Raw genomic sequence first — 22957 nt, forward strand, 5'->3', positions numbered from 1 at the left:
ATGAGGCACAGGAGCAACAGGAGTAAAGGCAAAAACTAGAGGAAAAGGACGAGAAGGAGCAACAGGAGCAACAGGCCCAACAGGAAATACAGGAGCAACAGGAGCAGATGGAGTAACAGGAGCAACAGGGGCAATAGGAGCAACAGGTCCAACAGGAGCAGATGGAGAGGTAGGTCCAACAGGGGCAGTAGGAGCAACAGGTTCAGATGGAGCAATAGGTCCAACAGGAGCAAATGGAGCAACAGGCCCAACAGGAGCAGATGGAGCAGTAGGCCCAACAGGAGCAGTAGGTCCAACAGGAGCAGATGGAGCAACAGGTCCAACAGGGGCAACAGGAGCAACAGGAGCAGATGGAGCAGTAGGTCCAACAGGAGCAGTAGGAGCAACAGGTCCAACAGGAGCAGATGGAGCGGTAGGTCCAACAGGTGCAACAGGAGCAACAGGAGTAGATGGAGCAGTAGGTCCAACAGGAGCGACAGGAGCAACAGGTCCAACAGGAGCAACAGGTGCAGTGGGAGCAACAGGCCCAACAGGAGCATTAGGAGTAGCAGGAGCAACAGGTGCAACAGGAGCAACAGGTGCAAATGGAGCAACAGGTCCAACAGGAAATACAGGAGCAACTGGAGTAGCAGGAATAGCAGGAGCAATAGGGCCAACAGGTCCAACAGGTGCAAATGGAGCAACAGGAGCAACAGGAAACACAGGAGCAACTGGAGCGAATGGGGCAACAGGTCCAACAGGAAATACAGGAGCAACTGGAGTATTAGCATCAAACAATGCACAATTTACTGTATCTTCTTCGAGCCTAGTGAATAACACATTGGTTACATTTAACTCATCATTTATAAATGGAACTAATATAACTTTACCAACAAGTAGTACTATAAATCTTGCAGTTGGAGGAGTGTATAATGTATCTTTTGGTATACGTGCTACGCTTTCACTTGCAGGGTTTATGGCAATTACGACTAACTTTAATGGAACAGCTCAAAATAACTTTGTAGCAAAAGCAGTAAATACACTTACCTCATCAGATGTAAGTGTAAGTTTAAGTTTTTTAGTTGATGCTAGAGCAGCAGCAGTGACTTTAAGTTTTACCTTTGGCTCAGGAACAACAGGTACTTCTCCAGCTGGGTATGTATCAGTATATAGAATACAATAATTTATATGATAAATAAAGAAAACTAGATTATATAACAATAAGTGAAATAATATCTAAGAGAATATTTATATGCAAAAGAAAGATATATAAGTTATAAACTTTAGAAATATGTTAAAATCTCAATCTATTAAGTATTCAAATTTTCAAATATGGATATTTAACTAGATTGAGATTTATTATGTATAAAAAAATTATCCTAATATATCTGACATTTTATAAAGTCCAGACTTTCTACCAACTAAAAATTTAGCTGCAACTATAGAACCATCTGCAAAGACTTCATCAGATTGAGAATGGTGACTTAATGTAAGAACTTCATTATCACCTGCAAATATAACATCATGGTCACTGATTATATTACCACCTCTTATAGAGTGTATTCCAATTTCATTTGATTTCCTTTTACAATCTCTACCATATCTTACATATCTATTTTCACTTTCAGGTAAGACCTCTTTAATTGCATTGGCTATCATATTAGCAGTACCACTAGGAGCATCTTCCTTTCTGTTATGATGCTTTTCTATGATTTCAATATCAAAGCTTTCTAACATTTTTGATGCATCTTTAACTAATTTTATTAAAATATTTACACCTAGAGATGTATTTGAGGATAATAATATAGGAATATTTTTTGATGCTTTTTCTATTTTATTTAATTCATCCTCATCATATCCAGTAGTAGCTAATACTACAGGGGTATTGTTTTTTAGTGCGTATGATAAGATTGGGTCTAAAGTTTCATGATGTGAGAAATCTATTATAACATCAGCTTTTTCAGTTACATCAGTCATTGTCTTAAAAAGTTTCGTATCACCATGATAAGTATTTTCATCAGCAGACCTAGCTACACCACAAACTAACTCTAATTCACTATCTTTTTTTACACATTCTGCTAACACTCTTCCCATCGTTCCATTATAACCGCTAATTATAACTTTTAACATAAAATCCTCCTATGAAATTAATAAAAATTTGTTATATTTCTATAAGTTTATTTTATCACTAATATAATTTATATAAAATAATATTAGTCATAATAAACTTATAATTTGCTGGATATTAAAAAATTTTATTTATATTTAACATATATTAAATATAAGTTTGTATATCATAAAATTTACTTAAAAATCAATATTATTATATTAAAATTAATAAAGATGCATCTTTAAAAATATATAAATTTAGAGTATTAATTTTAAACCCAACAATTTGAGCATTAAAAGTGATATTATTAAATTAGAAGTATCTTAACTTAATATAATAAGATGGGAGAGGTGGCTATGTTAAATGAAGAAAAAACTTATCAAGAAAAGGATGCTAAAGCATTTAATGGAGTAGTAGCTTTGATAATGATTATCTTGTTTTTAGTAGTTTCAATAGGTGTTATGGTTTTTGGAATAATAAAACTTGACAATGGATTCACTGGAATAGGTTCGTTTATGTTAGTTTTAAGTATTTTATTTATAGTGATAGATTTTATACTGTGCTTTGGACTAAAAATGATTAACCCAAAAGAAGCTATAGTTCTAGTTTTATTTGGGAACTACTATGGAACTATAAAAAAAGAAGGATACTATTGGGTAAATCCATTTTGTTCAGCAGTAAATCCAACATCATCAGGAATTAATGTATCAAAATCTTCATCTACTGAAAAAGTAGATATATCCTCTAATCCAAGAGGAAAGAAAGTATCTTTAAAAACAATGACTCTTAATAATGAAAAACAAAAAGTTAATGACTTATTAGGAAATCCTATTATAATAGGTGTTGTTGTAATTTGGAAAGTTATAGATGCAACTAAAGCTGTATTTAATGTTGATAATTATAATACTTTTTTATCAATTCAATGTGATTCAACTATTCGTAATGTTTCAAGACTTTATCCATATGATGTGTCTGAAGATGGTGATGAAAAATCTCTTCGTGGTAGTAGTCAAGAGATAGCAGATAAATTACAAAAAGAATTACAATCTAGGGTAGATATTGCAGGAATTGAAGTATGTGAAGTAAGAATTACTCACCTTTCTTATGCACCAGAGATTGCAGCGGCTATGTTACAACGCCAACAAGCAGAAGCTATAATAGCAGCACGTAAAAAGATTGTTGAGGGGGCTGTAAGTATGGTAGAGATGGCATTAACTAATTTAAGTGAGAATAATGTCGTGACTTTAGATGAGGAACATAAAGTAGCTATGGTGAGCAATTTATTGGTTGTTCTTTGTGGTAATAAAGATGCACAACCAGTAGTAAATAGTGGCTCAATTTATTAGTATAAAAGTAATATCATTAAATTAAGAGTATTTAATTAATATGTAATAAAATCAAGAGTGCTTAGCTTGTATATAAGAAAATCAGTAAATTAAGGATATTTTAATTAGAGTGTAAGAAAATCAATAAATTAAAAATGTTTAAATTGCATGCAAGTAAATTAAGGTGATGTAACAAAGATAAATTAAATAGCTATAAAAAAGAGGGTGTCTCTAATGAATTAAATTCATATAGAGACACCTTTTAATCAATAATATTATTTTATAATTAGTCTAAGCTTCTAAGGTCTTCCATAAGTTTAGTCTTGTCAGCCGTTTTTTCGTCTTTCATTTTTATAACTTTAGCAGGAGAACCAGCAACAACAGCACCAGCTTCTACATCAGTAGTTACAACAGCACCAGCTGCAACAACAGCACCTTTACCGATTCTAACACCTTCAAGAACAACTGCATTAGCTCCTATTAAAACATCATCTTCAACTATAACAGGAGTAGCAGAAGGTGGCTCTAAAACACCAGCAACAACAGCACCAGCGCCTAAATGAACATTTTTACCAAGAGTACCTCTAGCACCAATAACAGCATTCATATCTACCATAGAACCTTCACCGATAACAGCTCCTATATTTATAACAGCTCCCATCATTACAACAGCATTTTTTTCTATAGTAACCATATCTCTTATTATTGCACCTGGTTCGATTCTTGCATGTTCACTTAAAGTATTTTTTAGAGGAATAGCAGAATTTCTTCTATCATATTCCACATGAGTATCTATTATATCGTTACCATGTTTATCTAATACTTCCATTATATCTTCATAGTCACCTACAAATACATAAGAACCATTGTTTCCAAATACTTTAAATTTATCAGTTGATTGGAAATGTAAAGAGTTAGTATTTACATATACTTTAACAGGTGTTTTCTTTTTAACTTCTTTTATATATCTTGCTATTTCATAAGCATCGTTTAAATTTACCATTTGTTAATTCTCCTTGTATTTCATTATATTTCTTTTATTATATACTCAGATATACTAATTTATCAACTTTAGTATATACTTACTACTATTTATTTTTTAATAGCATTATTGTTTTAGCATAATATTGAGTAAATTTATTTGTTATATCATATATTTTTACTTGTTTATATTTTTTACTTGTGATATAGATTTTTACTATCCTAACATGCTATCCATGTTATAAAATCCTGGTTTTTGTTTAACCAAGTATTTAGCAGCAGCTATAGAACCACTTGCAAAAATACCACGAGATTGAGCTTGATGACTTATTGTAAGGACTTCATTATCTCCAGCAAATAGAGCATCATGTTCACCAACGATATTTCCACCTCTTATAGCGTGGATACCAACCTCATTTGGTTGTCTTTTTGCACTACGCCCATATCTACCATAATTATTTTCAACGTTTGGTAAAACCTCTTTTATAGCGTTAGCAATCATAACAGCTGTACCACTTGGGGCATCTACTTTTCTGTTGTGATGTTTTTCTATTATTTCTATATCGAATCCTTCTAATAATTTAGCTGCATCTTTAACCAATTTCACTAATACATTTACACCAAGAGACATATTATATGATTGGAATACAGGAATAACTTTAGCCGCTTCATGTATTCTATTAATTTCTTCATCATTATATCCAGTAGTAGCAATTACTAAAGGAGTTTTAGTTTTTAAAACATAAGATAAAATATTATCTAAATTAGAGTGATGAGAAAAATCTATAACTACATCAGCTTCTTCAACTATAGTATTCATATCTTCATAAATTTTAAGATTGCCTTCACAGCTATCCATACCTCTAGCTGCAACACAAACTAATTCTAGTTCACTATCATCTCTTATAGTATCGGCTAAAATCTTGCCCATTTTTCCATCATAACCAGTTGCTATAACTTTTAACATAATTTCCTCCTATGATTAAGGGCTAACTTTTGACCAAACTTAGTCTTTTATCATGCATTAATTTGTACTATGCATTAACTTTTAGTCCAAAGTTAACTAATTCTTTCTTTAATACCTCTAAGTTTGCTGGGTCCATTTCTGCTAGAGGAAGTCTTAAATCTCCAACATTGAATCCTAATAAATTCATTGCAGTCTTAACTGGTATAGGATTTACTTCTATAAATAAAGCAGCGATTAAAGCATCCATACCAAGTTGTAATTTTCTAGAACCTTCTATATCGCCTTCAAAGAATTTAGCCACTAAATCGTGTGTTTCTTGAGGGCAAACATTAGCAAGTACTGATATAACTCCTTGACCTCCTAAAGACAATAAAGGAAGTATAGTATCATCATTACCAGAGTAGATAGCAAAGTCGTCTGGAACTAAGCTAGCTATTTCTGCAACTTGTCCTAAGTCCCCACTAGCTTCCTTTACAGCAACTATATTATCTATCTTAGCAAGTTCAACTATAAGACTAGGGCTTATATTAACACAAGTTCTTCCAGGTACATTGTAAAGTATAATTGGAAGTTTAACACTGTTAGCGATTGTTTCAAAATGACGTTTAAGTCCAGCTTTATTGGCTTTATTGTAATAAGGAGTTATTATTAATAGAGCATCTACTCCTAATTTTTCAGCTTCTTGACTTAAATTAACTGAGTGCATAGTATCATTAGAACCACTTCCTGCGATAACAGGAACTCTTTTATTAACTTTTTCAACAACATACTTAATAGTAGCAAGTTGTTCTTCATCAGTCATAGTATTAGCTTCACCAGTAGTACCACAAGCTACTATAGCATCAGTACCGTTAGCTATTTGGTATTCAACTAATTCACCTAATTTGTCAAAATCAACTTTGCTATCCTTTGTAAATGGAGTAACTAGAGCAACAGCAGAACCTTTAAATATCATAAAAAATCAATCCCCTCTTTTTTAGTTTTGTGTTTTATATTACAGTTACTTCTAATGCTTATCTTTACTTATTATTAATATTTTACAAAATCATATATTTATACAAATTTGTATACTATACTAAATCATATGATATAGCCATTTCAGCTATTTGGATTGCATTAGTTGCAGCACCTTTTCTTATATTGTCAGCAACAACCCAAAGGTTTACACCATTATCAACACTAAAGTCTCTTCTAATTCTTCCAACAAACACTTCATCTCTATCATCAAATTCTACAGCAGTTGGATATTCATTTTTAGCAGGATTATCAACTACTACAACTCCTGGAGCTTCTTCAAGTGTTTTTACCAAGTCTTCTAATTCAAATGGATTATTAAACTCAATGTTTATAGATTCACTATGACCATTTTTTACTGGAACTCTTACAGTAGTTGCAGTTATTTTTAAGTCGTAGTTATCAAGTATTTTCATAGTTTCGTTTACCATTTTCATTTCTTCCTTAGTATATCCATTTTCAGTAAATGAATCTATATGAGGAAGACAGTTATAAGAAATTTGATGTGGATAGAATCCAGTAGGATTACCAGTCATTCCTTTTTCTAAATCTTCAACCCCTTTAACACCAGAACCAGATACAGCTTGGTAAGTAGAGTAAACAACTCTCTTAATTTTGTATTTGTCATCAAGAGGTTTAAGAGGAACCATAGCTTGTATAGTAGAGCAGTTTGGATTAGCTATTATACCTTTATGTTTTTTTATAGCTTCTGGATTTACCTCAGGAACAACCAAAGGAACATCTGGATTCATTCTCCATTGACTAGAGTTATCTACTACCAAGATTCCATTTGATGCAGCTATTGGAGCATATTTTTCACTAATGCTTCCTCCAGCAGAGAATAACGCTATTTGTATTCCTCTATCAGTAAATGAAGTTTCTTTTAATTCTTCTACTATATATTCTTTACCACAAAACATTACTTTAGAACCAGCAGATTTAGAAGAAGAGAATAAAAATAGATTTTCTATTGGAAAATTTCTTTCTTCTAATACTTTTAAAAATGTTCTACCTACCATTCCAGTAGCACCAACTATTGCCACATTTACTTTTTTCATATTAAATTCACCCCAATTTTTAATTATTAAAACATTATTTGATTTTAGCTATACAAGTAAGATATGTTAATATTTTTATATGTCTAAAAACTTTAATATTATATTAACAACTTTAATTATATACAAAAAACGTACAAAGGTATACTTTGTACGTCTAGTTTATCACTCAAAGTAAACCCTGTAGCTCATCACCTATACAAATAAGTGACAGTATTACACATCTTATGTGTAATCCCAGAAAATATTATTGCAAGAAATATTTTCTTCGGCTATAAATCCTTTTTCCAATCATTAACGCTTGCCAGCTCCTATTGGATACTCTTATTTACAGCTACCTCTACCCTAGGTTAATAGGATATTAAAATTTGATTATTCTAATAATAATACATATTTTAGAAAAAATCAACTTATTTATAGAAATATTGCTAAAATTTAAATCCAAAATTTGTCAATTCTTGTTTTAAGACATTAAGATTAGCTTCTTCCATTTCAGCTAAAGGAAGTCTTAAATCTCCAACATTAAAACCTAAAATATTCATAGCAGTTTTAACTGGAACTGGATTTACTTCTATAAATAAGGCGTCAATTAAAGTATCCATATCAAGTTGTAATTTTTTAGAGCCTTCAATGTCACCTTCAAAGAATTTAGTTACTAAGTCATGAGTTTCTTTAGGGCATATATTAGCAAGTACAGAGATAACACCACTTCCACCTAATGATAATAGAGGTAGTATAGTATCATCATTACCGGAGTATATAGCGAAGTCTTTAGGCACTAATTTAGCTATTTCTGCAACCTGAGCTAAATCTCCACTAGCTTCTTTCACAGCAACTATATTATCTATTTTAGCAAGCTCAGCCACAACAGATGGCTTTATATTTACCTTAGTTCTTCCTGGTACATTATATAAAATAATTGGTAATTTAACGCTTTTTGCTATTGTTTCAAAGTGAAGTTTAAGACCTTTTTCATTAGTCTTATTATAGTAAGGAGTTATGATTAAAAGACCATCCACTCCCAATTTTTCAGCTTCTTGGCTCATATGAACAGACAACATAGTATTGTTTGAACCAGTACCTGCTATAACTGGTATTCTCTTGTTGACTTTTTCAACTGTATATTTTATTACAGCAAAAATCTCAGATTCACTCATAGTAGTAGCTTCACCTGTTGTTCCACAAACAACTAGTGCATCTGTGTCATTTTCAATATGGTATTCGATTAATTCACCTAATTTTTCAAAGTTGACATTGTTATCCTCCATAAATGGGGTAACTAAAGCAACAGCAGAACCTTTAAATAACATATAATCAAATCTCCTTTTTTATTTAAATTTAATTTTTTAAGTACAATAATAATTATAGTACAAATTAATTAATTTTAATAGGTATAGTTAATATCTTAACTGTATAAAGTAAGATATTTATATTATATTAATATTAAAAAAATTTAAAATAAATGTTTTATTCTCAAAATATGCATATTAATTTAATAAAATATACCAAAATGGAAATAAAAAATAAATTTTATGCGAATTTAATAACTAATAATTAATATATTTAGGTTATAATAAATATGTGCGTAAAAATAAATAATAAGCATTAACATAGAAAATTTAGGAGGAATAATATGGATACTTTAAAGGAACTTTTTAAAATAGGAAGTGGACCTTCAAGTTCTCATACTATGGGGCCACAAAGAGCAGCGGAAAGATTTAAAAATGAAAATCCAGATGCAGAAAGTTTTAGAGCAATATTATATGGTAGTTTAGCTGCTACAGGAAAAGGTCACTTAACAGATTATATAATTGAAAAAACTATAGCTCCAAAGAAAGTTGAAATCGTTTGGGAGGAAGATATAATAAAAGATTTTCATCCAAATGGAATGAAGTTTGAAGCTTTAGATAAAGATGGAAATGTGACAGCTGAATGGACTGTATATTCTGTTGGTGGAGGAACTATAGCAGAAGAAGGTCAAAGAAACAGTAAAAGCAATAGTATATATCACCTAGACACTATGGATGAAATAGTAAAATGGTGTAAAGAAAATAATAAAACTTTAGTTGATTTTGTGTTAGAATGTGAACCATCTGATATAAAAGACTATATAAAAACTATAAAAGATGCTATGAGAAAATCTATTGATGATGGACTAAGTACAGATGAAGTAATACCAGGTAAATTATTATTAAAAAGAAGAGCAAATAATTTTTATAAAGCGTATCAAGAAGATAAAAGTTTTTCAACACTTGTATATGCATATGCACTAGCAGCTTCAGAGCAAAATGCTTCTGGTAATATAATAGTTACAGCACCGACTTGTGGTTCTGCTGGGGTAATACCAGGAATATTCTTTGCAATGCAAGATTTTTATAAATACGATGATGAAAAAATAATTGAAGCATTACTTGTAGCTGGAATAATTGGAAATATAATAAAAACTAATGCATCAATATCTGGTGCAGAAGTAGGATGTCAAGGTGAGGTTGGAGCAGCTTGTTCGATGGCAGCAGCGGCAGTAGCATATTTAAAGGGTGGTACTATAGACCATATTGAATATGCAGCGGAGATAGCACTTGAACATCATCTAGGAATGACTTGTGACCCTGTATATGGATATGTTCAAATTCCATGTATAGAAAGAAATGCAATGGCAGCTCAAAGAGCTTATGATGCAGCTAAGTATGCATTATTAACTGATGGCTCACATTCTGTCTCCTTGGACCAAGTCGTTGAAACAATGAAAGAAACTGGTATCGATATGATGGATAAATACAAAGAAACTGCAAAAGGTGGACTTGCTAAACACTTCTTCTCTTGCTAAAATTAAAAATTTTTCAATAATAATTCCCCTGTTTTGATTTATGAAACAGGGGAATTATTATTAATGGTGAATTATTTAATAATGCAAAATATTTTTATATTCAATTTAGTTTTTTATTTTTAAATATGAAAGTATATTATATAATATTTTAATTATAAGAGATATAGAAATATTTTTATAATAAATTATAATTTGGAGGAGATTACATGAGAGAGGCATCGTATTTACAAGAACAACTTTACAAGCATAGGAATGCATTAAATCCTATTGCAGAAATTGGAAGAAAAGAGTATAAGACTTCAAAATATATAAGGGATTATCTTGATAAAATAGGAGTTGAATATGAAGTTTATTTAGAAACAGGAATAGTAGGTGTGATAGAAGGTAAAAGGCCAAGAAAAGATATAGCTTTTAGAGCTGATATAGATGGTCTTCGTAGTGAAGAAGGTGTAAAACATTTATGTGGCCATGATGGACATGCTACTATATTGCTTGGATTAATTGAGTATTTAAATGATAATAAAGAAGATTTAAATGATAATGTTGTATTTATATTCCAACCAGCAGAAGAAGGGCCAGGTGGAGCAAAAGCATTGATAGATGCAGGTGTGCTTAGAAAATACAATGTGGATGAGATATATGGGCTTCATATATACCCAGAATTACCAGAAGGTTATGTAGGTACAAGAGAAGGATACTTCATGGCTCAAATAGGAGATATTGATATAGAAATAGTATCTAAAAGTGGACATGGAGCTATGCCACAAAATGGAATTGATGGTATAGTGATAGCTTCAAACTTTATAAGTTCACTTCAAACTATAGTATCAAGAAATATAAGTCCAATAGACAATGCAGTGTTGACTATAGGTAGAATTGAAGGAGGGGCTAGAAGAAATATAATAGCTGAAAATATAAAGATGGAAGGCACTATTAGATGTTTTAATCCAGAAGTGTATGAGAGAATGAAACTTAGAGTTAAAGAACTTGCTAGAGGCTTTGAATTGTCTTATAACTGTAAGGTAAATATAAATATTATGGATGATTATATAGCTGTTAAAAATGATAAGGACTTGTATAAAGAGTTTGTAGAAGCTGTTGGAAAGGATACAGCCATAGAATTAGACCCACTTATGATATCAGAAGATTTCTCTTATTATCAAAAAGAAGTTCCAGGACTGTTCTTTATGTTGGGTTCAAGAAATGAAAAAAAAGGATTTGTAAATGGACTTCATAATATAAACTTTAACTTTGATGAAAAAATATGTGTGAATGCACTAAATGTCTATGCAAAACTATTAAAATATAAAAAAGCAATAGATTAAAATATATTCAGTTTTGTAATGAATAAGTTGTAGATAGCTTATATAAAAAGGTCAATTTTTTTGGTAAGACTGTAAATAACATATATTAAAATTATAAATAACACATACTTAGAAAGAATAATTTTAAAAAGTCATAAATTTAAAATACTTACATTTAAAAACATATGAATTGATAAATACCCCTTACTTATTTGTATAAATTTCTTTTAATTGACAAAAATACAAATAAGAAGGGGTGATTTTTTTGAAAGAAAATATGAAAAGAGAAAAGAAGATAACTAATGGCAAGAATACTAAAATATTGACAAATGATGATATAATGAAATATGAGATAGCCTCTGAACTAGGTCTTATGGACAAAGTTGGAGAACGTGGGTGGGCAGGACTTACAGCTAAAGAAGCTGGAAGAATTGGAGGTATGCTTACATCACGCAAAAAGAGGCTGAGAAAGATTGTGGAGGGGCAGAATAAAAAGGATGAGTCAATATAGTGATTTTGCGTTTGTATATGATGAACTTATGAATGAAGTTGATTATGATGGATGGGTTAAATATATAGAAGATATAATAGCTAATGAAGGTGTAAAAGTAAAAAATATATTGGAATTAGCATGTGGTACAGGTAATCTCACAATTCCATTAACTAAAAAGAGCTATGATATAGCTGGAATTGATATATCTGATGAAATGCTTAGTGTAGCAAGAGAAAAGGCAGAAAAAGAAGGCGTAGAGTTAGTTTTACTTCAACAAGATATATCAGAGCTGGACTTTGATATATCCGATTTGGATTGTGTACTTTGTGCTTGTGATGGATTTAATTATATAACTTATGATGATGATTTAGAAAATGTATTTTCAAAAACATATGAATTATTAAAGAAAGATGGAATCTTTATATTTGATATAAGTTCATTTTATAAATTAGCCAATATATTAGGAAATAATATGTATGGAGAAAACAGAGAAGATATAGCTTATATGTGGCAAAATTACTTTGATGATGAAGAAAATTTGATTGAAATGGAACTGACATTTTTTATTAAAGATGAAGATGGAAAGTTTGAAAGATTTGAAGAAGTACATCAACAAAGGGCATATACTGAGGATGAAATAATTGATATGCTTAAAAAATCTGGATTTAGGGATATAAAATCTTATGGAGATTTTACATTTGAAAAACCTAATGAAGAAAGTCAAAGGATATTCTTTGTATGTAAAAAATAAATATTTTCTTGTTGTGTACAAAAAGAAGTGTTATTAATATAAAATATTATTGATGAAAATATAAAATGTTATTGATGAAGATATAAAATATTATTGGTAAAAATAAAAAAGGTAAAGTTTTCTGTATTAAAAATTAAAGTAATTTAAAGTAGTAATATAGAAAAAAATAATAGTATAGAAAAATAGTATGATTAACAAAATGTGGAGGAATACAGATGAAAGATTATGTACTAAGAGCGACATCAGGAAATGGTCAAGTTAGAGCATTTGTTGCAACTACTAGAAATACAGTAGAAGAAGCTAGAAGATTACATGAAACTACAAAAGTAGCAACAGCAGCACTTGGTAGAACATTAACAGCAACATCTATAATGGGATTGATGATGAAAAATGACAGTGATAAATTGACTGTAATAATAAAAGGTGGTGGACCAATTGGAACTATCATCGCAACAGCAAATTCTAAGGGGATAGTAAAAGGCTATGTAGGAAATCCTCATGTAGAAGTTGAAGATTATCCAAATGGAAAGTTGAATGTTGCAGCAGCAGTGGGGACAGAAGGTGTTGTAAAAGTTATTAAAGACTTAGGTCTTAGAGAGCCATATAATGGAACTTATCCATTAGTAAGTGGAGAAATTGCAGAAGACTTTACTTATTACTTTGCAGTGTCAGAACAAACTCCATCAGTGGTGGCTTTAGGTGTTCTTACAAAAGAGGATGAAGTTGAGTTTGCTGGAGGCTTTATAGTTCAATTAATGCCAGATGCAGAAGAAGAAACTATCGCAAAATTAGAAGAAAATGTAGCTAAATTACCTTCAATAACTAATATGTTAAAGGAAGGAAACTTACCAGAAGATATATTAAATAGAGTTTTAGATGGTTTAGAGCCTAAAGTACTTGATACTTGTGAAGTTGGATTTGAGTGTGAGTGCTCAAAGGAAAGAGTGAAAACTGCTTTAGTGGCAATAGGGAAAAAATCTTTGGCTCAAATAATAGAAGAAGATAAACAGGCAGAAGTTGGATGTCAGTTCTGTAACGAGAAATATATGTATAGTGAAGAAGAGTTGATTGAAATTTTAAAGGAAATGTAGAATAAAAGGAATGTGGAATATTAAAATAGTAGCATTAATAGTGAAATATTAAAATATCAGTATTAATATAGAAATTTAAATATAATTCATTAAAAATAAGAATTATATGTTAAAGATGTTAAGAAAGAAATCTAAGATATGTTGAGAAAGATAAACTTAATAAATTTTAAGAATTAAAGGGCTTTCTAATTGCAGTATTTGTAATATTGCGATTGGAGAGCTTTTTTAGTTTATTGTGCCTTGTGTCAAAGATTGTATAAAGCTATAAATTATTGTAAAATGATTTGTGTATTTTAACCTATTTACAACAAAAATTTACAAGATATTTGAATTGATAAAAAGGAGAAAATTTTAAGAATGGAAAACAAAAAAAAGCACATAGTCATAAGTATATTAATACTGTTTATGATATTTATAATGGCTATTAACCTTAATGGTAAACTTGAGACACCTATTCCACAGAGCAATAGCAGAAAATTTAAATCTAATGCTGTATTTTACCCACAGCATCAAGATGATGAAGTCTTATGGGGAGGAAGTGCTATTGTTAATGCAATAAAACAATGTGGAACTGATAATGTATATGTTGTGTTGGTATCAGATGGCTCTGGAGTGAACGTTTTTAGAGCTAATACTAAATTTAGAAATTTAACTAGGAAGCAAAAGGAAGAGCTTAGGAACAATGAATTTAAGTCAGCACTAAAAGAGCTTGGAGTAAAACAACAAAATATAATTATACTTGCTGATATAGATAAAAAAGAGGGGACACATTATAAGTTAATGGAAAAGACAATATTAGATTTTGAACATAAATTTAAGGGTGATGTCACTCATATAGCTCATCATTATAAGTACGATGACCATATAATGCATAGAAAAAATGGTGCAGTTTTAAAGAAACTCAAACGTGAACGTAAGATAAAAGATGACTTGTATTTTATAAAACCAAAATATGTAAGGTACATACCAAGAAATGAAAGAGCTATTTATAAAGCAACTAATTTTAATGATTATAGTAAGGTCAAAAGTGCGTGTTATGAATATAAGGTTGTAAATTCAAAACGAAAAATGTATGGTATAGGGTATATCTCAGCACATAGCTATTTTGAAAACCTTTTAAATGATCCTGAACTTACGTCTGTGTTAAGTGAAGATTAAAGTAATTTACATAAAGGTATCTTAAAAATATTATTTACTAATGATAAAAAAGTATTTGAGGATAATAAGAATATATTATGATTAGACAAGGTTTAGTATCTCAGTTATGATTTTAAAAATCATTTTGAGGTACTTTTTTTATGCTCTTAATAAGTTTATATAGACTTTTTATATGAAATTTTAAACCCTACAGTATACAACCAAGGGATAGGTCACGTGCTATAATTTGCTATAAAAACAATTTAGGAGGTTAAAGTATGGGTAATGAATTTATAGTTTTAAAAGGATGTAAGGAAAATAATCTAGATAATATTTCATTAAAAATACCAAAAAGAAAAATAACTATATTTACAGGTGTATCTGGTTCTGGAAAATCATCTATTGTTTTTGAAACAATTGCAAAAGAATCACAACGTCAATTAAATGAGAGATTTAGTACTTTTGTAAGAAGTTTTTTACCTAAGTATGGAGAAGTTAAAGCTGATTGTATAGAAAATTTATCAACATCGATTATTATAGACCAAAGTAGACTTGGAGGTAATTCAAGGTCAACCTTAGGTACTATCACAGATGTAAATTCCTTTTTAAGGGCTTTATATTCTAGATTTGGAAGCAAGCATATAGGTAATGCTAACATGTTTTCCTTTAATGATGTCAATGGTATGTGTCCAGATTGTCATGGGCTTGGGAAAAAACTAATACCTAACATGAAGCATATTCTTGATATGAATAAATCGCTAAATGAGGGTGCTATCTTACTTTCAGGTTTCGGAGTGGGTTCTTGGCACTGGAATATATTTGCCGAATCAGGATAATTTAATATTGATAAGAAAATATGTGATTATTCAGAGAAAGAGCTGAAAAAATTTTTATATGGTGAGCCAGAAAAGATTACAGTAGAAGAAACTGGAAAAATAAATATGACATATGAAGGCTTAATGGTTAAGTTTAATCGTCTATATCTAAGTAAAGAAGGAGAAATTTCTGAGACTACTAAGAAAAAATTGAGTAAACTCCTTATAGAAGACAAGTGTCCTGTTTGCAATGGAAGAAGACTTCATGAAAGCGTATATAAATCTTTAATTAATGGCTACAATATTGCAGACTTGACAAGTATGCAACTTGATGAATTAGTTAAGGTTATTAAAGATATAAATGAGCCAGAAGCACAACCTCTACTTAAAGGAATACTAGAAAAACTAAATAACATCATAGATATAGGTCTAGGGTACTTAACTTTAGATAGGGAAACATCATCACTATCAGGTGGAGAATCTCAGCGTGTAAAGATGGTAAAATATTTAAATAGTAACCTTGTAGATTTGATGTATATTTTTGATGAGCCAAGTATAGGTCTTCATCCAAGAGATGTTTATAAATTAAATAATCTTCTAAGAAAATTACGTGATAAAGGAAATACAATTATAGTTGTTGAGCATGACCCAGATGTTATTAAAATTGCAGACCACATTGTAGATGTAGGTCCAAAAGCTGGTAGGTATGGGGGTAAAGTTGTATATGAAGGAAGTTATGAAAAGTTGCTTTCAAGTGGGACATTGACAGGAAATGCCTTAAATAAAGCTCTTTCTATTAAGGAAAATGTAAGAGAAGATAGAGGATATTTAGAGGTTAAAGATTGTAATCAAAACAATTTAAAAAACATATCTATAAAGATACCTAAAGGTGTATTAACTTTAGTGACAGGAGTAGCAGGGGCTGGTAAGAGTACATTAATTAAACATGAATTTTTAAAGCAAAATACAGATGCTGTATTAATAGACCAAAGCCCTGTATCAGCTAATTCTAGGTCAAGCTTAGCAACATATAGTGGAATTATGAACGATATAAGAAACAGTTTTGCAAAAGTAAATGGTGTTAAAGCGTCTTTGTTTAGCTCAAACTCAGAAGGAGCTTGTAATAATTGTAAAGGCTCTGGAACAGTACAAACAAACCTTGCATTTATGGAAAGTATAAAAAGTACTTGCAATATTTGTGAAGGAAAAAAATTTAAAAAAGAAGTTTTAGAATATAGATTTCAAGGGCAAAATATAATAGAAATTCTTGAAATGTCAGTTTCAGATGCGATTGAATTTTTTAGTCTAAAACAGATTAAAAAGAAATTACAGTGCATTGAAAAAATGGGAATCGGATACCTTACTTTAGGGCAAACTCTGGATACATTATCTGGAGGAGAGTGTCAAAGATTAAAGCTTGCTAATGAATTAAATAAGGAAAGTTCAGTGTATATATTAGATGAGCCGACAACAGGTCTTCATATGGCTGACATTGAAAATTTTATAAGTATAATTGAAGAGATTGTAGATAATGGAAATACAGTTATCATAATTGAACATAATATAGATATAATTAAAAGAGCAGATTGGATTATTGATATGGGTCCTGAGGGAGGGACAAAAGGTGGGAAAGTAATCTTTGAAGGAACTCCAAAACAATTGTCTAACAATAAAATATCGCTAACAGCAAAATATATAGTATAATAAATAAAATACAATAAATATAGATGATATATGAGTAAATATAATGGGTATATAATATGATAGTTAAGTTTAACAATAATAAATAATATGATAAATATTCAAATTTAATTAAATATAGTGTCAGAAATCCGTTTAAATAGCAAGTTTTTAACGGTTCTGACATTTTTTATTATTTTCATGAAGATTGACAAGGTAGGATTTTCTATTAGTTACTTTTTAGTGTCTACTTGAAAGTTTTATATTATGACCTTAACATGTAATTTATGGAATAATTTACTTAGCGTAGTAAGATGCAGTCTATAACTAAACTATAATTTTATAATTTGAATCTTATTAAGTAAAACTCATAAAAGGAGTGTAAGTAATGCTAAACGATATGCTAACGCTATTATCTGAAAGAAGTGATTTTTTTATAAAACTATCCATCGAGCATTTGACAATTTCTATTATTTCTATAATAATTGCAATTGTTTTAGGTGGTATAATTGGTATCATTGTAAGTGAATTTCACAAGTCTTCTAAGCCCATCTTGGGGACTATCAATTTTCTATACACTATACCATCTATTTCTATGTTAGGTTTTTTGATACCATTATCTGGAATTGGAAATACTACAGCTGTTATTGCTCTTACTATATATGCATTATTACCTATGGTTAGAAATACATATACTGGAATTACTAACGTAGATAAAAATATACTTGAAGCAGCGAAAGGTATGGGAAGTACAGACTTTCAGATACTATATAAAATAAAACTTCCACTAGCCTTACCTGTTATTATGTCTGGGATTAGAAACATGGTTATTATGACAATTGCATTGACTGGTATCGCTTCATTTATAGGTGCTGGTGGTCTGGGGGTAGCTATATATAGAGGAATCACAACAAACAACACAGTAATGACAGTCACTGGAAGCATTCTTATTGCTCTATTGGCTTTGTTATTTGATTTTATTCTAGGATTAGTAGAAAGATTTTTACAAAGAAAAAGAAAAAAGAAAAATAGGAAAAAAGTATTTGCCATTCTAGGAAGTCTTATCCTCATAACAACTATCTTTACATCTTATTTTTTTAACTCTGCAAAGACTCAAACTATTCATATTGCTACAAAACCAATGACTGAACAATATATTCTTGGTGAAATGTTGGATATTTTAATTGAAAAAAATACAGATTTAAAAGTAGAAATTACACAAAGTGTAGGCGGAGGAACATCCAATATTCAGCCAGCTATGGAGAATGGAGAATTTGATATTTATCCAGAGTATACAGGGACAGGATGGAATATGGTACTGAAGAAAAATGAATTATACACTGAAAATATGTTTGAGAAATTACAATCTGAATATAAAACTAAACTTAAAATGCAGTGGACTGGAATGTATGGTTTTTCTAATAGTTATGCGTTGGCAGTCAGAAAAGAAATTGCAGATAAATATAAATTAAAGAATATCTCAGATTTGAGAGATATATCTTCTAAATTGACATTTGGTGCAGAGTATGATTTTTATGAAAGAGAAGATGGCTATACTCCACTATGTAATACCTATGACTTACACTTTAAAAACACAGTTGATTTAGATATTGGACTTAAATATCAGGCAATCAATGAGGGAAAAATTGATGTAATGCCTATATTTACAACTGATGGTCAGTATAGTGTTTCAAATATTGTAGTTTTAAATGATGATAAAAGCTTTTATCCATCTTATCAATGTGGAAATGTTATTCGTTCAGAGGTGTTAGAGGAACACCCAGAGCTTTCAAAAGTATTCCAGATGGTTAAAAATATTTTAACTGATAAAGAGATGGCTAAATTGAATTACGATGTAGAAAATAATAATTTAGAGCCTAGAGAAGTTGCACATGAGTTTTTGAACAAAAAGGGACTTTTATAATTGGAGGAAATATAATGACACCTATTATACAATTTAAAAATATTGAAAAACAATATAATGATAAAACAATCATAAATAATCTAAATTTAGATATAGAAAAAGGAGAATTTTTAACTGTTATTGGGTCATCTGGAAGTGGAAAAACAACACTTCTAAAAATGATTAATGGTCTTATTTTGCCAGATGGAGGAGATATTTTAATTAATAAAACAGACATTAAAAATGAGGACTTAATTAAATTAAGAAGAAAAATAGGCTATTGTGTGCAGGGAAGTGTTCTTTTTCCTCATATGACTGTTGAAGAAAATATTTCATATGTGCCAAATCTCCTTAATCGAAAAAATAAGTTAGAGATAAAAAATGCTGTAGACAAATGGATGCAAATCGTGGGATTACCAAATGATATGAAAACAAGATACCCATCTGAATTATCAGGTGGTCAGCAACAGCGTGTAGGGATTGCACGTGCTTTAGCTTCTTCACCAGAAATCTTATTGATGGATGAACCTTTTGGAGCTGTTGATGAAATTACACGAAAACAGTTACAAAAAGAGATAAAAGAAATTCATAAAAAAACAGGAATTACGATTATCTTTATTACACATGATATTTATGAGGCCTTGATTTTGGGTACAAAAACTTTAGTATTGAATCATGGAGTCATTCAACAATATGATACTCCTGAAAATATTTTAAATGCTCCTGCGAATCAATTTGTAGACCAATTACTGAATGTAAAAAAATCTATAACAAGTTATGATGACTTAAAAGAATAAAGTTAATCCAAAAATTAAATTATGATAATACTGAAAAGCTATTGACCTTGAGTTAACTTTAAGTCGTATACTAAAAATGTAAGAATAGTTAAGCAAGGCATAGGAGGTATTAAATATGGATAGAGAAAGAGATTTAGGTACAGGAGCAGTTTTCCCTATTGGGGAAGAAAACAAAGCATTTGCACAGTATTTTACAGGAGAATGTTATTTAAATATGCTTACTACTAAGGGTGTGGGAATTGGTAATGTGACTTTTGCTCCTTCTACAATCAATTCATGGCACATACATCATAAGGGTGGACAGATTTTACTTGTAACTGGAGGTAGAGGATATTATCAAGAGTTTGGAAAATCAGCTCAGGAATTGCATGCAGGTGATGTAGTTAATATACCACCAGATGTAAAACACTGGCATGGAGCTGCACCAGATAGTTGGTTTCAGCATCTAGCTGTAGAAGTACCAGCAGAGGGAGCCTTCAATGAATGGTTGGAGCCTGTATCTGATGAAGACTATGGTAAACTAAAATAGAATATTTATAAACTTATAAAAAATGAAGAGTGTATATTAGTTAAAATTACTAAATATACACTCTTTTTATTTTGAATTAATGAAAACTTAAGAGAATAATAGTTTTTTAGAAAATAAAATTAGTATAATAAAATAGGAAACTCAATGATTTAATGTGTATAAAAAATATGGAGGAAATAAAATGGAAACTATAATGGTTGTAGAAGATGATATTATGCTTAATAATGGTATATGTTTTAACTTACAAAGTGATGGATTTCGAGTTGTACCAACATATAGTCTAAAAGAAGCTAAAGAGAAATTTGAGAAAGAAAAAATAGATTTAATGATATTAGATGTAAATCTTCCTGATGGAAATGGATTTGACTTGTGCAAAGAAATAAGAGCTAGTTCAAAAGTAGGTATTCTGTTTTTGACAGCATGTGATATGGAATCTGATATTGTAAATGGATTTAAGATAGGAGCAGATGATTACATAACAAAGCCATTTAGTATAAACATATTGATACAAAGAATAAAAGCACTGCTTAGAAGATGTAATGTTGAAATACAAGAAGAGGTCTTATTTGAGGGAGAATTTGAATTTAATTTTGATAATATGACTGTAACTAGAAATAGCGAAAATATAATCCTTTCACCTATAGAATATAGAATTCTAAAGAAATTGGTGCAACATAAAAATGAAATAGTTACAAGACAAGCATTGATAGATGCAATATGGGACAATGATAGTGAGTATATGGAAGAACATGCATTGACTGTAAATATAAATAGATTGAGAAAGAGAATAGACCAGAAAACATCAAAGCATAAGTACATAAGAACTATTTATGGAATAGGTTATATGTGGGTTGGTGAACAAGATGAAAAATAATAAAAGTTTAAATAAGAACTATTACAAGAACATTTCTATTATATATTTCATAGTATCATGTTTATCCTTAATAATAATAAGAATGCAAACTAACAAAATTTTATATGTGCATCCTGATTTAGCTGAATTTATTGTAAATATTAATTGTATAATTTTAATTTTTATAGTTACTATGTTTTTTATATCGTTATTTTTTGTATATAAAATAAGAAAAGACATAGTTGAATTTAGTAGCAATATCATATATAACATAGATGAATTTATATCGGGTAATAAAAATATGCACTTTGATTTAAATAAAGATACTTTAACTGCCAAAGTTCAAAATAAAATTAAATATATGATAGAGGTTATGGAAGTTAAAAACAGCAAGTATTCAGAGGAAAAAGAAAATATAAAAACTTTAATATCAGATATATCGCATCAAATAAAAATACCAATAGCTAATATATCTATGTATAATGAGACTCTAATGCAAAAAGAGTTAGATAGAAAGAATCAAGTATTGTTTTTAGAAAACATGCAAAGTCAGGTAAATAAATTGGACTGGTTGGGAAAAGCACTTATAAAAATTTCTAGATTAGAAACTGGTATTATATCTTTGAATACGACTAAAAGCAGAATAAGTGATACTATTGCAAGTGCATTAAGTGGAGTGTTTTTAAAATTAGAAGAAAAAAATATATTACTAGAAATTGATTTAGATGATAAAATTGAAGTTTGTCACGATAAGAAGTGGACTAGTGAAGCTTTATTTAATATTATAGAAAATGCAGTAAAGTATACCAATGAGGAAGGAAAGATAAGTATAAAGACTGATAAAATGGATATATTCACTAAAATTATCATAAGTGACAATGGAATGGGTATAGATGAGAGTGAAATAAACAATATATTTAAAAGGTTCTATAGAAGTAGAGAAGTTGGGAATATAGAAGGTATTGGAGTTGGATTGTACTTAGCAAGAGAAATTATAAATAAACAGAATGGATATATAAAAGTAGATTCTCAAAAAAATATTGGAACTACATTTAATATTTATATGAAAAATTAGACTTAGCATTTATTTAAAATTGATGTTTATAATATATAACTTGAAAATAAAATCAAAAATTCTTAGAAGTAGTGTATATAGTGTTTATTAGATAACATTATATGCACTATTTTTAGTTTCACTTCAATAAATATCACAAAATATCTCAAAATTGTTATAATTCATATCTAAAATATAACAGCACTGTGAGGATTGGATAGGGGCTTACATGATAATATCTAAGTAAGGAATCAATAAGCGTGAAAGTTTAATATACAATTAAAAAATATAT

Annotated in this window: 20 protein-coding genes, 1 pseudogene and 1 riboswitch; of the genes and pseudogenes, 15 read left to right on the forward strand and 6 right to left on the reverse strand. The window is 29.8% G+C overall.

Annotation, left to right across the window (positions count from 1 at the left end; all coding sequences use genetic code 11):
• Positions 1-7: 7 nt before the first annotated feature.
• Positions 8-1162, forward strand: a pseudogene (locus IC173_RS02905) (exosporium protein); the annotation flags it as partial.
• A gap of 191 nt (positions 1163-1353) precedes the next feature.
• Here the strand turns inward: IC173_RS02905 and dapB (IC173_RS02910) are convergent.
• Positions 1354-2109 carry a 4-hydroxy-tetrahydrodipicolinate reductase gene (gene dapB, locus IC173_RS02910; RefSeq protein ID WP_227433720.1) on the reverse strand — a complete coding sequence of 252 codons (756 nt, stop codon included), beginning with the start codon at positions 2107-2109 and terminating at the stop codon, positions 1354-1356.
• A gap of 336 nt (positions 2110-2445) precedes the next feature.
• Here dapB (IC173_RS02910) and IC173_RS02915 point away from each other — a divergent pair, with 336 nt between their 5' ends.
• Positions 2446-3435 carry an SPFH domain-containing protein gene (locus IC173_RS02915; RefSeq protein WP_227855133.1) on the forward strand — a complete coding sequence of 330 codons (990 nt, stop codon included), beginning with the start codon at positions 2446-2448 and terminating at the stop codon, positions 3433-3435.
• 265 nt (positions 3436-3700) lie between these two features.
• Here IC173_RS02915 and dapD read toward each other — a convergent pair whose 3' ends face one another.
• The 5 genes from dapD to dapA (IC173_RS02940) all read right to left on the reverse strand — a co-directional run bounded on the left by dapD (position 3701) and on the right by dapA (IC173_RS02940) (position 8741).
• Entirely contained in the window at positions 3701-4417 is a 717-nt protein-coding gene (dapD, locus tag IC173_RS02920) for a 2,3,4,5-tetrahydropyridine-2,6-dicarboxylate N-acetyltransferase (RefSeq protein WP_227433722.1), read from the reverse strand.
• A gap of 195 nt (positions 4418-4612) precedes the next feature.
• Positions 4613-5362 carry a 4-hydroxy-tetrahydrodipicolinate reductase gene (gene dapB, locus IC173_RS02925; protein WP_227433723.1) on the reverse strand — a complete coding sequence of 250 codons (750 nt, stop codon included), beginning with the start codon at positions 5360-5362 and terminating at the stop codon, positions 4613-4615.
• Positions 5363-5429: 67 nt separating this feature from the next.
• Positions 5430-6317, reverse strand: a complete 888-nt coding sequence (dapA, locus tag IC173_RS02930; protein ID WP_227433724.1) for a 4-hydroxy-tetrahydrodipicolinate synthase — start codon at positions 6315-6317, stop codon at positions 5430-5432.
• A gap of 115 nt (positions 6318-6432) precedes the next feature.
• On the reverse strand, positions 6433-7434 hold the full coding sequence (locus IC173_RS02935; protein ID WP_227433725.1) for an aspartate-semialdehyde dehydrogenase: 1002 nt from the start codon (positions 7432-7434) through the stop codon (positions 6433-6435).
• Between the two features lie 173 nt (positions 7435-7607).
• A riboswitch (Lysine riboswitch) is annotated at positions 7608-7782 on the reverse strand.
• 77 nt (positions 7783-7859) lie between these two features.
• Positions 7860-8741, reverse strand: a complete 882-nt coding sequence (gene dapA, locus IC173_RS02940; RefSeq protein ID WP_227433726.1) for a 4-hydroxy-tetrahydrodipicolinate synthase — start codon at positions 8739-8741, stop codon at positions 7860-7862.
• A 323-nt stretch (positions 8742-9064) separates the two neighbouring features.
• Here dapA (IC173_RS02940) and IC173_RS02945 point away from each other — a divergent pair, with 323 nt between their 5' ends.
• The 13 genes from IC173_RS02945 (at position 9065) to IC173_RS03000 (ending at position 22686) form a co-directional block, all read left to right on the forward strand.
• Entirely contained in the window at positions 9065-10258 is a 1194-nt protein-coding gene (locus IC173_RS02945) for an L-serine ammonia-lyase (protein WP_227433727.1), read from the forward strand.
• Positions 10259-10464: 206 nt separating this feature from the next.
• Complete coding sequence (locus IC173_RS02950; protein ID WP_227433728.1) at positions 10465-11583, forward strand: N-acetyldiaminopimelate deacetylase; 1119 nt, start codon at positions 10465-10467, stop codon at positions 11581-11583.
• 256 nt (positions 11584-11839) lie between these two features.
• Entirely contained in the window at positions 11840-12073 is a 234-nt protein-coding gene (locus tag IC173_RS02955; RefSeq protein ID WP_227433989.1) for a small, acid-soluble spore protein, alpha/beta type, read from the forward strand.
• Positions 12060-12806 (forward strand): class I SAM-dependent DNA methyltransferase, encoded by a 747-nt coding sequence (locus IC173_RS02960; protein ID WP_227824470.1) that lies wholly within the window; start codon positions 12060-12062, stop codon positions 12804-12806. The genes IC173_RS02955 and IC173_RS02960 overlap by 14 nt, the downstream gene beginning before the upstream one ends.
• 215 nt (positions 12807-13021) lie before the next feature.
• Positions 13022-13897 (forward strand): Hsp33 family molecular chaperone HslO, encoded by an 876-nt coding sequence (gene hslO, locus IC173_RS02965; RefSeq protein ID WP_227433730.1) that lies wholly within the window; start codon positions 13022-13024, stop codon positions 13895-13897.
• A 357-nt stretch (positions 13898-14254) separates the two neighbouring features.
• Positions 14255-15055, forward strand: coding sequence for a PIG-L family deacetylase (locus tag IC173_RS02970; protein ID WP_227481881.1), 801 nt, complete (start codon positions 14255-14257; stop codon positions 15053-15055).
• 257 nt (positions 15056-15312) lie between these two features.
• Positions 15313-15870, forward strand: a complete 558-nt coding sequence (locus IC173_RS20900; protein ID WP_413927535.1) for a hypothetical protein — start codon at positions 15313-15315, stop codon at positions 15868-15870.
• Between the two features lie 105 nt (positions 15871-15975).
• A complete protein-coding gene (locus IC173_RS02975) occupies positions 15976-17553 on the forward strand; it encodes an ATP-binding cassette domain-containing protein (protein WP_413927536.1) in 1578 nt (525 codons plus the stop codon).
• A 364-nt stretch (positions 17554-17917) separates the two neighbouring features.
• Complete coding sequence (locus IC173_RS02980; RefSeq protein ID WP_227855134.1) at positions 17918-19453, forward strand: glycine betaine ABC transporter substrate-binding protein; 1536 nt, start codon at positions 17918-17920, stop codon at positions 19451-19453.
• 14 nt (positions 19454-19467) lie between these two features.
• Complete coding sequence (locus IC173_RS02985; protein ID WP_227481883.1) at positions 19468-20229, forward strand: ABC transporter ATP-binding protein; 762 nt, start codon at positions 19468-19470, stop codon at positions 20227-20229.
• Positions 20230-20344: 115 nt separating this feature from the next.
• The gene (locus IC173_RS02990) at positions 20345-20758 is read left to right on the forward strand and encodes a cupin domain-containing protein (protein ID WP_227846211.1); all 414 of its coding nucleotides are present in this window, start codon (positions 20345-20347) and stop codon (positions 20756-20758) included.
• A 181-nt stretch (positions 20759-20939) separates the two neighbouring features.
• Positions 20940-21632, forward strand: coding sequence for a response regulator transcription factor (locus IC173_RS02995; protein ID WP_227824465.1), 693 nt, complete (start codon positions 20940-20942; stop codon positions 21630-21632).
• 82 nt (positions 21633-21714) lie between these two features.
• Positions 21715-22686: a sensor histidine kinase gene (locus IC173_RS03000; protein WP_227855135.1), complete on the forward strand. Its 972-nt coding sequence runs from the start codon at positions 21715-21717 to the stop codon at positions 22684-22686.
• Positions 22687-22957: the final 271 nt, after the last annotated feature.

It is taken from the genome of Clostridioides sp. ES-S-0048-02 (assembly GCF_020658495.1).
Classification (GTDB): domain Bacteria; phylum Bacillota; class Clostridia; order Peptostreptococcales; family Peptostreptococcaceae; genus Clostridioides.

Bases quoted from the DNA above. Each gene is read 5' to 3' on its own strand.
- IC173_RS02915 (WP_227855133.1), top strand. From the start codon at position 2,446: ATGTTAAATGAAGAAAAAACTTATCAAGAAAAGGATGCTAAAGCATTT.
- IC173_RS02935 (WP_227433725.1), bottom strand. From the start codon at position 7,434: ATGAAAAAAGTAAATGTGGCAATAGTTGGTGCTACTGGAATGGTAGGT.
- IC173_RS20900 (WP_413927535.1), top strand. From the start codon at position 15,313: ATGGGTAATGAATTTATAGTTTTAAAAGGATGTAAGGAAAATAATCTA.
- IC173_RS02950 (WP_227433728.1), top strand. From the start codon at position 10,465: ATGAGAGAGGCATCGTATTTACAAGAACAACTTTACAAGCATAGGAAT.
- IC173_RS02975 (WP_413927536.1), top strand. From the start codon at position 15,976: ATGACATATGAAGGCTTAATGGTTAAGTTTAATCGTCTATATCTAAGT.
- IC173_RS02980 (WP_227855134.1), top strand. From the start codon at position 17,918: ATGCTAAACGATATGCTAACGCTATTATCTGAAAGAAGTGATTTTTTT.
- hslO (WP_227433730.1), top strand. From the start codon at position 13,022: ATGAAAGATTATGTACTAAGAGCGACATCAGGAAATGGTCAAGTTAGA.
- dapB (WP_227433720.1), bottom strand. From the start codon at position 2,109: ATGTTAAAAGTTATAATTAGCGGTTATAATGGAACGATGGGAAGAGTG.
- IC173_RS02960 (WP_227824470.1), top strand. From the start codon at position 12,060: ATGAGTCAATATAGTGATTTTGCGTTTGTATATGATGAACTTATGAAT.
- dapB (WP_227433723.1), bottom strand. From the start codon at position 5,362: ATGTTAAAAGTTATAGCAACTGGTTATGATGGAAAAATGGGCAAGATT.
- IC173_RS02995 (WP_227824465.1), top strand. From the start codon at position 20,940: ATGGAAACTATAATGGTTGTAGAAGATGATATTATGCTTAATAATGGT.
- dapA (WP_227433726.1), bottom strand. From the start codon at position 8,741: ATGTTATTTAAAGGTTCTGCTGTTGCTTTAGTTACCCCATTTATGGAG.
- IC173_RS02990 (WP_227846211.1), top strand. From the start codon at position 20,345: ATGGATAGAGAAAGAGATTTAGGTACAGGAGCAGTTTTCCCTATTGGG.
- IC173_RS03000 (WP_227855135.1), top strand. From the start codon at position 21,715: ATGCAAACTAACAAAATTTTATATGTGCATCCTGATTTAGCTGAATTT.
- IC173_RS02970 (WP_227481881.1), top strand. From the start codon at position 14,255: ATGGAAAACAAAAAAAAGCACATAGTCATAAGTATATTAATACTGTTT.
- dapA (WP_227433724.1), bottom strand. From the start codon at position 6,317: ATGATATTTAAAGGTTCTGCTGTTGCTCTAGTTACTCCATTTACAAAG.
- IC173_RS02985 (WP_227481883.1), top strand. From the start codon at position 19,468: ATGACACCTATTATACAATTTAAAAATATTGAAAAACAATATAATGAT.
- IC173_RS02955 (WP_227433989.1), top strand. From the start codon at position 11,840: ATGAAAAGAGAAAAGAAGATAACTAATGGCAAGAATACTAAAATATTG.
- IC173_RS02945 (WP_227433727.1), top strand. From the start codon at position 9,065: ATGGATACTTTAAAGGAACTTTTTAAAATAGGAAGTGGACCTTCAAGT.
- dapD (WP_227433722.1), bottom strand. From the start codon at position 4,417: ATGGTAAATTTAAACGATGCTTATGAAATAGCAAGATATATAAAAGAA.